A 14,961-nucleotide genomic window follows, 5' to 3' on the forward strand; every position below is an offset into this window, starting at 1 on the left:
TGGACTGCATGATTCTCAAGGATTCGGCGCGTTCACGAGCAACTACAGCCGAATTATCGATTTTCAATCCACAGCCGCAGGGGAAGATTTGACGATATAAGCATTTTCTATGGGGTGATAGATAAAGAAAATATAATGAACAATTCATTGATGTTTAAGGTTTTCCCGACTTTCCGCGTCCGGGCCCTTCGTTCAGGACTTACACAACACAACCTGCGAATTCTCCTACACACCTCGCCTAACTATCTGCTTTTCCTTAGTTTTTTTCAAAAAAAACCAAGGACAGCAAAGCCCAGGTTGTATTTGCACTTTGCAATTGATTAACCTAAATTCACTTGCATCGGAAAGATAACAACAAAGTCTTAGAAGATTAGAGTGGGCTTGCACCTGCGAACACCGGGTTACGCTTTGCGTATACACGCAAAGGCAGAGATGGTGTCTTGTGGACCAGGAGCAGAGGGCAAAAATTAGAGACGCGGCGGTCTCGCACTTTTGGCTCGATGTGACAAATGACTACTCAGCGCGGTTTGACTGCACTGACCCCATCGACCACAGGACATCGCACCGGGAAGGCCACTTCCCGGTGCTTTTATTTTCAGCGTCTGATACTTGCAAAATGCTGGATTATGCCGCGTTCTTGCGCGCCTGAGGGCGGCGGCGGCGGTTCTTGGCAAACCGGCGGCCATTGTCGTTGTCGCCAGCTCCGGCAGCCTTTTGGAAGCGCGGCTTGCCACCGCCACCGGACTTGTTGTTTTTCCCGCGCTTGGCGGACTTCGCAGCGGAGAGCGGAGGAGCCTCGCCGCTGGCAACCTCAATGTCGATGCCGATCAGCTTTTCGATCTGGCGGAAAAGACCGATTTCTTCCGGAGCGCAGAGTGCAACGGCATCGCCGTCTGCACCTGCACGGGCTGTCCGGCCGATCCGGTGCACATAGGCTTCTGCGACTTCCGGCAATTCGAAGTTATAGACGTGACTGACGCCCGGAATGTCGATACCGCGCGCTGCAACGTCCGTTGCGACCAAAACCTTGATAGCGCCGGAGCGAAGTTCCTTAATGGCGCGCTCGCGCTGGTTCTGGCTCTTGTTTCCATGGATCGATCCGGCAGCAATGCCCGCTTGCGCCATTTTGCGCATCAGGCGCTCCGCACCGTGTTTCGTCCGGCAGAATACCAGCGACATGTCGTCAGGCTGGTCCGACAGCACATCGATCAGGAAACCGGTCTTAGCTTTTGAATCCATGAAATGGACTTTCTGACGGACCTTGTCGGCCGTACGGCCGACCGGAGAGACTTCCACCCGCGCTGGGTCTGTCAGATAGGATTGAGCCAGTTCGTTGATCTGCTTCGGCATGGTGGCAGAAAAGAGTAGCGTCTGGCGATCTTTGGCCACCAAACCTGCAATCTTGCGGAGGGCATGGATAAAGCCGAGGTCAAGCATCTGATCGGCTTCATCGAGGACCAGATAGGACGCTGAACCAAGGTCAACCGCATTCCGGTCGACAAGGTCAAGCAACCGGCCCGGTGTTGCCACCAGAATATCGGTCCCCTTCGACATCCGCTTCACCTGGCCATTTATGGACACACCGCCAACCACCGAGGTCACCCGCAAAGGGGTAGTCTTGAGGAAGGAAATCAGGTTTTTGGCGATCTGGTTCACCAGTTCGCGGGTCGGAGCCAGTATAAGGGCACGGGTTCCTTTGGGTGCCGCCCGTCGCGGCTCGGCCAGAAGACGCTCGATGAGGGGCAGTCCGAATGCGGCGGTTTTGCCGGTCCCGGTCTGCGCCAGGCCCATCAGGTCCTGTCCGTCAAGAATAAGCGGGATTGCTTTCTGCTGAATGGGGGTCGGAGCCTCATAGCCATTGTCTTTGATGGCGCTTAGCAGCGAGCTGGAAAGCCCCAGGCTTTCAAAGTTGGTCAAATCAAATATCCTTTGTCAGGCGGACGAGGTCGCGCCTGCGTGACCGCCTGTTGATCGCGGTCCTGTTGCGGTTGCGGCTGCAGAGGCCATCTCGCCATCTGCACAAGCCGTCAGCCCCCGCGTGAACTGGGTACTGGGAATATGTCCGGCTAATTTGGACATGAGCCTGTCATGCCTGGCACATTTAAGCGGAGCATCTGCTCCCGGCCGCTCAGGCCTGTGCTTGCTGCTCACGCGGCAGCGGCAATGACGAGCGGTGTATCTGCCTTTCTGATGGTTTTGTCAAGCAGAGGCTCCTTCATGCCACGAAAAATCAAGAACTTCTGTTTGTTCCAATCAACGATCAAAGCGATGGATCGGTAGTCACGGCTACGGGCGCAGCCGGATCAATTTGCCGTCATCGCTATCGGTCAGCACATAGATGAACCCGTCCGGCCCCTGACGCACGTCCCGGATACGCTCTCTCAGGTCTGTCAGAAGTTGTTCTTCAGACACCACATCTTCGCCATCGAGGGTGAGCTTGGCCAAATGCTGTCCGCGCAGGGCGCCAACCAGCAGATCACCCGACCAGTCTGGGTATTTATCGCTGGTCACAAAGGCCATTCCAGAGGGGGCAATCGACGGATCCCAATAGAAGATCGGCTGCTCCATACCGGCCTTTTCGGTTCCCTCACCGATCTTGCCACCGGCATAGTGACGGCCATAGGAGATAACCGGCCAGCCATAGTTCTTGCCAGCCTCCGGGATGTTGATCTCATCCCCGCCTCTCGCGCCATGCTCCACGGTCCACAAAGCCCCAGTTTCAGGGTGAACGGCCGCGCTTTGCGGGTTCCTGTGGCCGATTGACCAGATCTCGGGTTGGTAGGCAGGATTGTCCAGGAAAGGATTGCCCGGAGCAGGATCGCCATCGGGGGTCAGACGCAGCACAGAACCCGTGTGATCGGATGTGTCTTGAGACCGCGGTCCATCCCCGCGATCACCAAGCGTCATGTAGATGTTGCCATCGCCGTCAAATGCCAGGCGGGAGCCGAAGTGGCGTCCGCCAAAGGCCTTGTTGTTGCCAGCAAAGATCGTGTCCCCTTCGACGAGCGCGTAACCTGCGCCATTCGACCCGTCGAGCGTTGCCTTGAAGAGTGATGTTCCGGCACCTTCCGGCGACCCTTGGGAAAAGGTGAGATAGACCGTCTGATCTGCCTCAAAGGACGGGCTCAGCACAACGTCCAAAAGACCGCCCTGCCCTTGCGCAAATACATCCGGAGTACCAGCAACTACATCCTGACGGCCATCTTCGTGAACGACCTTCAATACACCGTCACGCTCGGTGACCAAATACCCACCGTCCGGTAGAAAGGCGACGCTCCACGGATAAGACAATCCAGAGGCGACGGTTTCAGCAGTGACAGCAGACTGCGCATGCGCACTTTGATTAGGGCTGCCAGCAAGGCCGAGAAAGGTGATCCCTGCGACCAACACCGTCCAAGCGTATCTCAACAATCCGTGCCGTGATCCCTGACGCCAATATGCGTGTTGCACATCACCCTCCCAAAAACCATCCATCCGATCTCGCTGCCTTTGGTGCCGGCGCGATTTCCAGATTTACAGATAGGGAATGATTTTGGCAGAAACAGACCCGATGCGATGATAAATGTGCTGGTGCGGATTGATGCCTCACCTGGTCTCTTTTGAAACCCACGAAGTGTTTGGGGCCTGCCCCTTCTCCAACCGCGCTGCGATCGTGCGTTTTTCATAGGCCACGTTCCAGTCGATCAGCACCCGCCAGACCTGCTCGGCCTGATCGGCTTCCAGCCCCAGATCTTCGGCACGGTTTTTAAGAGCTGCCACCATCGTTTCGATCCGGTCGTGGTCAAAGGCCTCGTCAGGACGCTGTTTCAACTCCGCCATGCGCCGGACATAGCCTTGGCGCTGCGCAAAGAGCTTCAAGAGATCCTGATCCAGCGCATCGATGGCTGTTCGGATGTCTGCCTTGGTATGGCAGTCTGCGGGGCGTTTGATGTCGGTCATGCGCTCTTGTTTCGCAAACACGAAAAACCTGCCAGCGGTCACAAGGACGCACCGGCCGGAAATGCTGAGGTGTTCCAGGCAGTTTCGTTATGCGGACTGTTCTGGTGCCCTTGTTTGCGCTTCAACGCTCGCAAGCGCGGACATGTTGACGACGCCACGGGACGTCACCGACGGTGTCAGGATGTGAGCCGGTTTTGCCGTCCCCAGCAGGATCGGGCCAACATGCAGTGCATCGGTTGCGACCTTCAAGAGATTGTGCGCAATGTTCGCTGAATCAAGGTTCGGGAACAGCAGAAGGTTTGCTTCGCCTTTCAACTTGCCGTTCGGCATGACGCGCTCGCGCAAGGCGACGCTCAAGGCCGAGTCCCCGTGCATTTCACCATCTGCCTCCAGTTCGGGATGCCGCTCCCAGATCAGGTCCAGCGCTTCGCGCATCTTGCGGGACGAGGCGGTATCTCGCGAGCCGAAGTTCGACATGGAGAGCAGCGCGACCTTCGGCTCGATGCCAAAGCGGCGGATCTCTTGCGCAGCGAGGTTCGCCATCTCGGAGATTTCCTCGGCCGTCGGATCTTCCGTCACGAACGTGTCGGACAGGAACATCGCCCCGCGGCTGTTGATGAGGAGTGACATGGCCGAGAGATCGCGGGCCGTATCGCACACCCCGATCACCTGTCGGATGTCACGCATATGTTTGGTGAAACGGCCTTCCAAACCGCAGATCAGCGCATCCGCTTCGCCCCGGCGCACCGCGAGGGCCGAGATGACGGTGGCATTGGTCCGCACAACGGTCCGCGCTGCTGTGGGCGGCAGTCCCTTTCGGCCGACACACTCCAGATACTCGTCGACATAGTCACGGTACCGTGGATCATCCTGCGGGTTGACGAATTCGAAATCGACGTCCGGACGGATCTTCAGCCCGAAGCGCTCGCAGCGGGCAGTCAGAACGTCAGGCCGCCCCACCAGCACCGGCTTGGCAATACCATCTTCCAGAAGAACTTGCGCGGCGCGCAACACGCGCTCGTCCTCACCTTCCGCGTAGATGATCTTTTGCGGATCCTTAGCAGCGTTCTGGATAATCGGCTTCATGATGAGGCCGGAGCGGAAGACAAACCGGTTCAGACGGTCCTTGTATGCATCGAAATCTTCAATCGGACGGGTTGCGACCCCGGTGTCCATGGCTGCCTGCGCCACGGCTGGCGCGATCCGCAGGATGAGACGCTGATCGAACGGCGACGGGATCAGGTAGTTCGGACCAAAGGTCTCGGTCTTGCCGCCATAGGCCCGCGCGGCGACATCGGACGGCTCTTCCTGGGCCAAACCGGCGATCGCTTCAACAGCCGCGCGTTTCATTTCCTCGTTGATGGACGTTGCACCGACATCCAACGCACCGCGGAAGATATAGGGGAAACACAGGACGTTGTTGACCTGATTCGGATAATCTGAGCGGCCTGTGCACATGACAACGTCATCACGGACAGCCTTGGCATCTTCCGGCATGATCTCCGGGTTCGGGTTGGCCAACGCCAGGATCAATGGCCCTTTGCCCATCCTTTCGACCATGTCGGGCTTCAAAACACCGGAGGCCGACAGCCCGAGGAACACGTCCGCACCGTCGATGACTTCACCAAGCGTGCGCTTGTCCGTCTCTTGAGCAAAGACCGCTTTCCACTGGTCCATCAGAGACTGGCGGCCGTTATAGACAACGCCTTCAATATCCGTGACCCAGATGTTCTCGCGCTTGGCACCGAGCGATACCAGCATGTTCAGGCAAGCCAGAGACGCCGCGCCGGCACCTGAGGCGACAATCTTGGCCTCTTCGATCTTCTTGCCCGCCAAATGCAGGCCATTGCGGACTGCAGCGCCAACTATGATGGCCGTGCCATGTTGGTCGTCATGGAAAACCGGGATTTTCATGCGGTCGCGCAGGGCGGCTTCGATCATGAAGCATTCCGGCGCCTTGATATCTTCCAGATTGATGCCGCCAAAGGTCGGCTCGAGAGCGGCCACCGCATCGACGAATTTGTCAACGTTCAGCTGATCGACCTCGATATCGAAAACATCGATCCCGGCGAATTTCTTGAAAAGAACGGCCTTTCCTTCCATGACCGGTTTGGAGGCAAGCGGGCCAATATTGCCGAGACCGAGGACAGCCGTACCGTTGGAGATCACGGCCACCAGGTTGCCGCGCGCGGTGTAATTGGCGGCCTTGGACGGATCGTCGGCAATCTCCAGACAAGGCGCGGCAACGCCCGGTGAATAGGCCAACGCCAGGTCGCGCTGGTTGCCGAGCGGTTTGGTCGCCTGGATTTCCAGTTTTCCGGGCCTGGGATGCTCGTGGAAGAACAGGGCGGCTTCGGTCAAGTCACTTTCGGTTTTGTTCTTATCGCTCATGACGTTCTTGTCTCCCTACCACGTTCCCCTAGGTCGTCGATCTGGCGCGTCTGTTGAAGCCGGAGGACCGATCCTGACCTTCGAAATTTCATGAATTGTCTTCGACCTTTACCCGGCGCGATGTAAAATGAGAACCCGTAACAGCCCAAACAGCACGGCAGCGTTCAAAATATGCCACAAGAAATGCGTGCCGAGCGCCAGTTGACTGCATACCGGACCGTCCAGCGTCCGGAAAGTCAGCGAAACGGTAAACAGTATCCCGATGAGAAGCACTTGTTTGGCAAGCGCTTTGTCGTGCTGGTAAAAGAACCCGCCAACAACGAAAATTGCCAGAAGCGCGGGCAAGTATCCGGCAGACGATCCGATCAGTGGTGCCCAAACCTCGCCCACCATCGGTGAGAGCACGAAAAAGCCGATCACGATCGACACGCTGATCACCCAATGGAGGTTGAGGAAGCGCCGGAGCGCGAACAGCAAGAACCCATGGATGAAGACAACGATCGGAATCACATCAGCGAGAAGCGCCCACCGGGTCGCAAAGGTGTGGAACAGAAAAGACCCGATCCCGGTCGCAAGCACGACACAAATCAGAAACAGCGCGACCCAGTCGTCGGGCGTCTTGCGCCGCCACAAGAGATAAGCGGCCAGGGCTGCGACAACAAAGGCGGCGTTGGTGATGGCGTTGACCGGTTCTGACCAGAATTCTGGACCGACGCGTTCACAATAGTTGTTGAGCTGATCCGTCAAATCCATCCTGCGCTGTACCTTTGCTGTTTTGATTCTGAACCTTATTACAGCGCGGGTGTGACAGTCTTCGCAATCAAGGTGCCGTGATTCGTTTAAACATCGTGCATCGGCTTAGTGCGTAGACCACAGCTTGAGAATGACTACCGGCCCTATCGCTAGGAACCGCAATCAGTACTGCCTCATGTCTCGCTATGAAACCTTGACCGGAGATTGTATTTAGTTATCGTTCAATTTTTAGGGGAGCTATTTCATGACCAGAACTGTTCGCACAGAAACCCGCAAACGAGGATTCTTCGGTAAGCTTTTCAAACTGGCTTTCATCCTGTTCAACCTAGCTATGGCCTTTTGGCTGGTCGGCTATTGGATGCTGTTGGGAGAGATGGATGTCAGTGCAGCTGGCGCTGAGGCTGGGCGGGCGATCGGCGGTACGATTGGAACAGGTTTATTGTTTGGCCTATGGGTTGCAGGCGACATCATCCTCGGCCTTTTGGTTCTGCTGACGCGCGGCTCCAAAGTTATTGTGGAGGAGGCTATTCAATGAAATGGCTGATTATCGCCGGAACCACCTTGGTTGTCGGCTGGAGTAGCCAAACTTTGGCTTGGAGCGACAGCGAACGCTACAAGGTTGCGTCCCATCTCGGCTCCGTACTCGGCTCTGAGGCTGCTTGCGGGATCACGATTAAGCAAGCGGCAATATCCGCTTATATCGAAGAAGCCGTCCCTGCTGACGACATTGAGTTCACTTCAGACCTTAACTCAAATACAGACCTCATGCGCTATGAACTCGAAGAGATGCCAGAAACCCAGAAGAATGCACATTGCGTGCAAATACGGCGAGTTTCAAAGGCCTTCGGTTTTATCGACTGAGTAAGGGCTGGGATCTTATCGGAGGTGTTGGCTATACCAGCTCCGCTTCGCCCGAAACACATCCTCAAACAGCCGGAACGAACACCTTCGCAACCAAGGCGCCGAGGCGGGAAATGCCCTCGGTGATTTTCTCCGGCGTTGTTGCTGAAAAGCTTAGGCGCAAAGTGTTGCCACCGCTTCCGTCTGCGAAAAACGCCTTGCCCGGAACAAAGGCAATCTTGGCCGTTTCGACAGCCTCTTTCAGGAGCCCTGCCGCATCGGTGCCTTCCGGCAGCTCGACCCAAACGAACATGCCGCCCTCAGGCCGGGTCCATCGGGTCCCCTCCGGCATATGGTTTTCAAGTGCGGCCAGCATGGCATCCCGGCGCTCACGATAGGCAGAGCGCACCTTGTCGACTTGCGCGTCAAAGACAGTTTCGGCAACGCGCGCCATGGCTTCCTGATTGAGGCTTGAGGAGTGCAGATCGCCTGCCTGCTTCAAGAGCACCAGACGGGAGATGACATCTTTTGCTGCACAGACCCAGCCAAGCCGAAGCCCCGGAGACAGCGTTTTTGAAAAGCTTCCGCAATAGAGCGTCCGGGTGTTTTCAATACCGCCAGACCGGGCACAATCGAGCGCCAGAACGGGGGCGACTGGTGTTCCGTCATAACGCAGGCTCTGATACGCGCCATCCTCGATAACGGCGCAGTCCAACTCGTCAGCAAGCCCAAGCAACCGCTGGCGGCCCGCTTCATCGAGTGTTTCCCCCGTCGGGTTGGCAAAGTCCGGCGACAGATACGCAAACTTTACCTTGCCGCCCCTCTCCTCAGCGGTTTTTCGGTAATCTACTGCGGACCGGTTGGTCATCGGGTCCAGCCGGTCGAAATTCGGCTCATAGGCATTGAAAGCCTGAAGGGCCCCAAGGTAGGTCGGCCAGCCAACCAGGGCGGTGTCGTTCGCAGACAAGAACAGTTTTCCGAGGAAGTCGAGTGCCTGCTGCGAGCCTGAGGTGATCAGGATATTTTCCGGGCCGCATGAAACGCCAAGTTTTGCCATTTCACCGGTGAGCCACCGGCGCAGCCGCAAACTGCCCTCGCTGACCGAATATTGCAGACCGGCAGCGGCCCCACCGCCGCTGAGGGCATCCGCATAGGCCGTTCGGAAAGCGTCCGCCGGAAACAGCGCCGGGTCGGGTATGCCGCCGGCAAAGGAAATGATGTCGGGCTGGTCCAGGAGTTTCAGGAGTTCGCGGATTTCAGATGCACTCATGCGCTTTGCGCGCGTCGCCAATACGGCGTCCCAGGTCATCATGCTTGGCTCATTCGGTTTCTTGTAAGTTCGATTAAATAAGTCAATAATACTGACCTAATTTGAATGCAAGTGTCTTATTCTTGTTATTTTTTGTAATTTTATTTCAACGCCACCGGTCTGAGACGGTCTAACCGTTGGCATCTCCTCTGGTTTCGCACAGGGCAATCACCTATGTCTGGATCAAACAGGAGCCCAAAATGTCCCGTCTTGATGAAAGCCGCCCGTTCATTCCGCTGAATATTGCTGTCCTGACCGTCTCCGACACGCGGAAACCGGAGGACGACAGGTCCGGAAACACATTGGTGGACCGGCTGGAAAAGGCAGGGCACACACTGGCAGACCGCAAGATCGTTGCAGACGACGTGCCCGCGATCCAGGCGATTGCCAAGGACTGGATTTCAACGGACGGCATCGACGTGATCATCTCCACCGGCGGTACGGGCTTTACAGGCCGGGACGTCACGCCGGAAGCGATGGAACCGCTCTTTGAGAAGAAAATGGACGGGTTCTCGGAGGTCTTTCACCGGATTTCCTATGACAAGATCGGCACGTCCACCATCCAGTCCCGGGCAACCGGCGGCGTTGCAGGCGCTACCTACATCTTTGTCCTGCCAGGCTCCCCTGGCGCCTGCAAGGACGCCTGGGACGGCATCTTGAAGTGGCAGCTCGACTACCGCCACATGCCCTGCAATTTCGTGGAAATCATGCCACGGCTGGACGAGCACCTGAAGCGCGGCAAACTTCAGGAAGCCTGAGGCCTGCCAATGAAGTGCCGTTCTCAAGGCGAAGCCGGGAAGGTCCATGATCAGAGGACGTGACCGCCCAGAGTTCCCGGCTCAAGGCCGGGACGGCAACCGTGGTTGTGCGTTCAACACTTGCCCATCTCCACGACACGCCGCCCCTGCGCAGGTAGGGGCCCAGTAACCACTTGTTCCGGCACTCGAAACAAAACCGCAAAGCCCCAGAATACTGGATCCCTGCCTGCGCAGGGATGGCTGAGCTGAGTTACCTTGGGGCTGTAAGACTTTTTAGCGCTTGCCGGCCGAGGCCAAACGGATATGGCTTTGGGTTTCCGCCACCTCCGGCAAGGCCCGGATTTGGTCCAGTGTCTGATCCAGGAGCTTGAGTGAGCGGACACGTAGCTCGGCGACCAGATCGAACGCACCGCTGAGCGTGTGAATGTCGGTGATCGCATCGATCCGCCGAAGGGCTGCTTGCGTTGCGCGGCCATCGTCCGCCTTGAGCCGGATCAATGTGAAGGCGCTGATCTGGTGATCTTCTTCCGACTGTCCGAGCTCAACGGTGAACCGGTGTATGACCTTCTGATGCACGAGCCGGTCGATGCGGTTCTGCACCGTCCCCCGCGACACCTGAAGTGCTGCCGCCAGATCTGTAACCGAGGCCCGCGCGTCGCGGGTTAGAAGGTGTAACAGCCGGTGATCCAGGTCATCCATGGTTTCTTCTCATTTATTGTCTTTGGCCAACATCCACAGCCCATCCATATGCTGTCCCGGACGCCGTGCAACGGAGATCCGGGACCAGGGCCGAAACGAAACCGACCCCGGCTCGGGGGCCGGGGCGGCGCCTCGGCATTATGTATCATTTTGCTATAAAACTCCCGTTTTGTAAGAATTATTGACATTTTGATTGACGCGGACTCACGGCTTAATGCGGGCAACCGGCTTCCCGGCGGGAAGCGGAATGTCGATTGCTGTGGTGACTGAACCGGCACAGGCCGGAGACAACCTAGTCATCAGCCTGGGAGGGAATTCATGAAGAAAATAGCAGTGCTCGGATTGGGGAAAGTCGGAGCTTTGGCAGCCCGCTTGTTACATGACAGCGGCTTCGAGGTTTATGCCTACGACCAGCATTCGCCCCGGGAAGAACTGCCGTTTTCAGTGCAGTCTGCAGACTTGAAGGCCTACGATGGCCTGCTGCAGATGTTCAAGGGCGTCGATGCCGTCCTCTCCTGCTTGCCCTATCAACTCAATGTCGGTGTTGCCACGGCAGCCCACGCGACCGGGATCCACTATTTTGATCTGACGGAAGATGTGCCGACCACCAAGGCGATCATCGAGATGAGCGAAACCGCCAAGGGTCTCATGGCGCCGCAATGCGGTCTGGCGCCCGGGTTTGTTGGCATTGTTGGCGCAAAACAGATCGGCGATTTCGATGACTGCCGGTCCTGCCGGATGCGTGTCGGCGCGCTGCCGCAAAACCCGACCGGGCTGATGGGTTATGCCTTCAACTGGTCACCGGACGGGGTCGTCAACGAATACCTCAACGACTGCGAGGTGATCGAGGATGGCGTGCGCAAATGGGTCTCGCCAATGGAGTGGCTTGAAACCGTCTATATTGACGGCATGAAACTGGAAGCCTTCACCACCTCAGGCGGGCTTGGCACCATGTGCGAGACCTATTTGGGCAAGGTCGCCAATATCGACTACAAGACCATGCGCTATCCCGGTCATGCCGAACTGATGAACTTCTTCTTCCACGAGCTCCTCATGCGCGAGCGCCGTCAGGAAGCCGGGGAAATCCTGGTTCACGCCAAGCCGCCAACCGACAATGATGTAGTCTATGTACATGTGGCGTCCGAAGGCACCATTGACGGCCGCCCGCGCCGGGAGGAATTTGTCCGGGCTTACAAGCCGATCGAGATCGGCGGCCAGATGCGCACGGCAATTGCCTGGACCACTTCGGCTTCCGTTGTCGCTGTCATCGAGATGGTGCGGGACGGCGCGTTGCCGGCAACCGGCTTCCTAAAACAGGAAGACATTCCGCTGGACGGGTTTTTGAAAACCCGGACCGGTTCGCTCTACGCAGCGTAAGTCTTTTCCCGAAGAGAAAAGCCCTTCGTCCACTTGGCCGCCCCTGCGCAGGCAGGGGCCCAGTAACATGCGGGGCCATCTCCGGAACAACGAAATCCTCGGTGTACTGGATCCTTGCCTTCGCAGGGATGCCTTCTTCGTTTGCTTACCCGTGCAGCTTGACCGCGAGACTTGCCGGAACACGAAGGGCGCCAACGGCAAAACGTGCCAGGGCCTGACGCAGGCCGGTGGCATAGCCAGCTGCTCCCGGTTCACCCGCGCATACGGCTGCCGCGCGTAAAAACACCATACGGTTGCGGCCGATGCGTTTTGCAAGGTCCAGATCTTCCATTTCCGGCAATGGCCGGTGGCCACCAAGCTTTTCATAAAACTGGCGGGAGATCAGAAGGCCCTGGTTGCCATAAGGCATACCGAGCAGCTGGCTGCGCACTGAAGCGGCCTTTTCAGACAAACGCGGACCAAGCCCAAAAGCCTCGTAGCGCAACCGGAAGGCTGCCGCCGTCTTCGGACCTTTTGGGGTTCGTCCCGCCCGTTCTATGAAGGCTTGGGCTTCATGATGCCAGCCGCTTTCCAGAAGGGTTTCAGGCTGCAGGAACAAAAGCCAGTCGCCGCGTTTGGCAACGCTTGCGCCATGCGCGAGGCGCTCGCTGCGCGGCCCTTTGCGCGTCACGAACGTGCAGCCAGCCGCATCAGCAACCATCGCCGTGTTATCGGTCGACCCACCGTCCACAACGACAACTTCCCGAACAACACCTTCGGCGGCTGCCGGAACCAAGGCAGCCAACGCGTGCACAAGGTCGAGTTCTGCGTTTTCTGTCGGAATTATGACACTAATCATGACCCTTTCTATGACATGAAATTATCGAAAGTGCGAGAGAAGGGGCTTGTCCGGCGCCGGATTTTGGATAATGTTCTTGTATTGTTCTCATAAAGAGTCGGCAGTCTATGACACTTGCACCCCCAATCCCTCCTGTTTCTGCTCAACCGGCGCCCGATGCGGCGGATCTGAGCCATATGGCGGCCGACCGGCGCCGGGGACGTGCGGCCGCGACAAACCTCTCGGGACGGTTCGAGCCCCTTTCTAAAGAGGCCTTCGACGACGGCTGGGACAGTCTCGACGAATTGCCACCGCTCAAGACGGAAGTGCAGGAAGAACGCGCGCGGACGATCATTACGCGCAATGAGTCTCCGGACATTTCCTTCGACCGCTCGATAAACCCGTATCGTGGTTGCGAGCATGGCTGTATCTATTGTTTTGCCCGGCCAAGCCACGCCTTCATGGGCCTGTCGCCGGGCCTCGATTTTGAAACCCGGCTTTTTGCCAAACCCAACGCCGCAGCGCTCCTTGAGCGGGAGCTCTCGAAGCCGGGGTACCAGCCCAAGGTCATCGCCATCGGTACCAACACCGACCCCTACCAGCCGATGGAGCGCAGCTACAAGCTTATGCCGGAGATCCTCGAGGTTCTGGAGAACTGCGGCCACCCGGTCGCAATCGTTACCAAATCGGCGCTCGTGACCCGGGACATCGACATTTTGTCGCGGATGGCCGAGCGCAATCTGGTCAAGGTAGCTTTGTCGATTACGACGCTCGACAAAAAGTTGTGCCGCGCCATGGAACCCCGCGCATCCGCGCCACACAAGCGTCTTGCAGCGGTCAGAACACTGAGCGATGCAGGCATTCCTACCTCCGTCATGATGGCCCCCATCATACCTGCGCTAACGGACAGTGAAATTGAGAACCTTTTGGAAGCAGCCGCTGAGCACGGGGCCAGCGAAGCAGCCTTTATTCTGCTGCGTCTGCCTCTGGAGGTGTCTGAGCTCTTTCGCGATTGGCTTTTGCGGGAACGCCCGGACCGCTACCGCCACGTGATGAACCTGATCCGCTCCATGCGCGGCGGCAAGGATTACGATGCCAAATGGGGCGAGCGCATGCGCGGGCGCGGCCCCTATGCCGACCAGATCGCCAAACGCTTCTCGTTGGCGGCCAAACGGCTGAGTCTGAATTTGCGCAAGAGAAAGCTGTCCACCGAGCATTTTATCCAGCCGCAAAAAGGCGGCGTGCAACTGGATTTGTTCTGAGCGCAGTAAAGAGACCGCATTTGCCCTCCAAACGCCGTCCCGAACGCAGCAAGGCGGAGATTCGGGACCTGCTGGCGTGCGCTGTGGTCCCGGCTCAAGGCCGGGACGGCACCAACATGTCTTGCGCCTTGTTTTGCCAGACGGCATTTTGGCCCAATGACCAAAACACCGTCCCTCTTCGACCTCGCGTTTCCGGACAACCCCGACCTGAAAATCGAGAAAAAACACGCCAAATCCTATGACGGCCTTTTGTGCGGGGTCGATGAAGCCGGCCGCGGGCCATGGGCGGGTCCTGTGGTGACGGCGGCGGTTATCCTGGACTATGCGAATGTGCCGGCCGGACTGAACGACTCAAAAAAGCTGACTGAGGCCAAACGGGAATCCCTGTTCGGCGAGATCCTCAAAACCAGCTGGGTGTGCGCGGCAAGCGCTTCACCTGCTACCGTTGACAAGCTGAACATCCGGACGGCGACGCTGAGCGCCATGGTGCGGGCAGTGAACGGCCTGCCCAGAGTTCCGCAATACGTTCTCATCGATGGCCGCGATGTACCACCCGGTCTCGCCCAACCCGGGCAGGCGCTGATCAAGGGCGATGGCCGCTGCCTGTGTGTCGCCGCAGCCTCTATCGTTGCCAAGGTGCTGCGGGACCGAATGATGGTCGCCTTGGAGCCCGAATTTCCCGGCTACGGCTTTGCCCAGCACAAGGGATACGGGGTACCAGCACACCAAGCGGCCTTGGATACCCTGGGGCCGACAGCGCATCACCGGATGAGCTTTAAACCAGTCCGGCTTGCCGCCGACACTACACTCTAGCGC

The 14,961-nt window shown here is 57.7% G+C and carries 14 protein-coding genes; 6 read left to right on the plus strand and 8 right to left on the minus strand.

Translation table 11 applies throughout. The features are described from left to right. Window positions 1-624 precede the first annotated feature (624 nt). The 5 genes from SADFL11_RS12960 to SADFL11_RS12980 form a co-directional block, all read right to left on the minus strand. Window positions 625-1,917: a DEAD/DEAH box helicase gene (locus SADFL11_RS12960; protein WP_008193119.1), complete on the minus strand. Its 1,293-nt coding sequence runs from the start codon at window positions 1,915-1,917 to the stop codon at window positions 625-627. 369 nt (window positions 1,918-2,286) lie between these two features. Further along, window positions 2,287-3,450 (minus strand): PQQ-dependent sugar dehydrogenase, encoded by a 1,164-nt coding sequence (locus tag SADFL11_RS12965; protein WP_228198199.1) that lies wholly within the window; start codon window positions 3,448-3,450, stop codon window positions 2,287-2,289. 135 nt (window positions 3,451-3,585) lie between these two features. Beyond that, the gene (locus SADFL11_RS12970; RefSeq protein WP_040452908.1) at window positions 3,586-3,960 is read right to left on the minus strand and encodes a chorismate mutase; all 375 of its coding nucleotides are present in this window, start codon (window positions 3,958-3,960) and stop codon (window positions 3,586-3,588) included. A gap of 66 nt (window positions 3,961-4,026) precedes the next feature. Continuing rightward, window positions 4,027-6,330, minus strand: coding sequence for an NADP-dependent malic enzyme (locus SADFL11_RS12975; RefSeq protein WP_008194480.1), 2,304 nt, complete (start codon window positions 6,328-6,330; stop codon window positions 4,027-4,029). Between the two features lie 108 nt (window positions 6,331-6,438). After that, entirely contained in the window at window positions 6,439-7,083 is a 645-nt protein-coding gene (locus tag SADFL11_RS12980; protein ID WP_008188627.1) for a ceramidase domain-containing protein, read from the minus strand. 244 nt (window positions 7,084-7,327) lie between these two features. On the opposite strand from SADFL11_RS12980, the gene SADFL11_RS12985 reads away from it, so the two are divergent. Further along, a complete protein-coding gene (locus SADFL11_RS12985; protein WP_050776047.1) occupies window positions 7,328-7,618 on the plus strand; it encodes a hypothetical protein in 291 nt (96 codons plus the stop codon). After that, window positions 7,615-7,944: a hypothetical protein gene (locus SADFL11_RS12990; RefSeq protein WP_008193998.1), complete on the plus strand. Its 330-nt coding sequence runs from the start codon at window positions 7,615-7,617 to the stop codon at window positions 7,942-7,944. The genes SADFL11_RS12985 and SADFL11_RS12990 overlap by 4 nt, the downstream gene beginning before the upstream one ends. A gap of 64 nt (window positions 7,945-8,008) precedes the next feature. Here the strand turns inward: SADFL11_RS12990 and SADFL11_RS12995 are convergent, their stop codons facing one another. Then, the gene (locus SADFL11_RS12995) at window positions 8,009-9,235 is read right to left on the minus strand and encodes an aminotransferase-like domain-containing protein (RefSeq protein WP_008192320.1); all 1,227 of its coding nucleotides are present in this window, start codon (window positions 9,233-9,235) and stop codon (window positions 8,009-8,011) included. Window positions 9,236-9,432: 197 nt separating this feature from the next. On the opposite strand from SADFL11_RS12995, the gene moaB reads away from it, so the two are divergent. Further along, window positions 9,433-9,990: a molybdenum cofactor biosynthesis protein B gene (gene moaB, locus SADFL11_RS13000; protein WP_040452904.1), complete on the plus strand. Its 558-nt coding sequence runs from the start codon at window positions 9,433-9,435 to the stop codon at window positions 9,988-9,990. 273 nt (window positions 9,991-10,263) lie between these two features. Here moaB and SADFL11_RS13005 read toward each other — a convergent pair whose 3' ends face one another. Beyond that, window positions 10,264-10,689 (minus strand): Lrp/AsnC family transcriptional regulator, encoded by a 426-nt coding sequence (locus SADFL11_RS13005; protein ID WP_008195768.1) that lies wholly within the window; start codon window positions 10,687-10,689, stop codon window positions 10,264-10,266. Window positions 10,690-11,007: 318 nt separating this feature from the next. Between SADFL11_RS13005 and SADFL11_RS13010 the strand changes: the two genes are divergently transcribed. Then, window positions 11,008-12,066, plus strand: a complete 1,059-nt coding sequence (locus SADFL11_RS13010; RefSeq protein WP_008192097.1) for a saccharopine dehydrogenase family protein — start codon at window positions 11,008-11,010, stop codon at window positions 12,064-12,066. A 145-nt stretch (window positions 12,067-12,211) separates the two neighbouring features. Here the strand turns inward: SADFL11_RS13010 and SADFL11_RS13015 are convergent, their stop codons facing one another. Beyond that, window positions 12,212-12,904, minus strand: a complete 693-nt coding sequence (locus SADFL11_RS13015) for a glycosyltransferase (RefSeq protein WP_008195986.1) — start codon at window positions 12,902-12,904, stop codon at window positions 12,212-12,214. 176 nt (window positions 12,905-13,080) lie between these two features. Between SADFL11_RS13015 and SADFL11_RS13020 the strand changes: the two genes are divergently transcribed. Next, a complete protein-coding gene (locus SADFL11_RS13020; protein ID WP_008191165.1) occupies window positions 13,081-14,145 on the plus strand; it encodes a PA0069 family radical SAM protein in 1,065 nt (354 codons plus the stop codon). A 156-nt stretch (window positions 14,146-14,301) separates the two neighbouring features. Next, window positions 14,302-14,958 carry a ribonuclease HII gene (locus SADFL11_RS13025; RefSeq protein WP_008195122.1) on the plus strand — a complete coding sequence of 219 codons (657 nt, stop codon included), beginning with the start codon at window positions 14,302-14,304 and terminating at the stop codon, window positions 14,956-14,958. The last annotated feature ends 3 nt before the right edge of the window (window positions 14,959-14,961 follow it).

It is taken from the genome of Roseibium alexandrii DFL-11 (assembly GCF_000158095.2).
GTDB lineage: Bacteria > Pseudomonadota > Alphaproteobacteria > Rhizobiales > Stappiaceae > Roseibium > Roseibium alexandrii.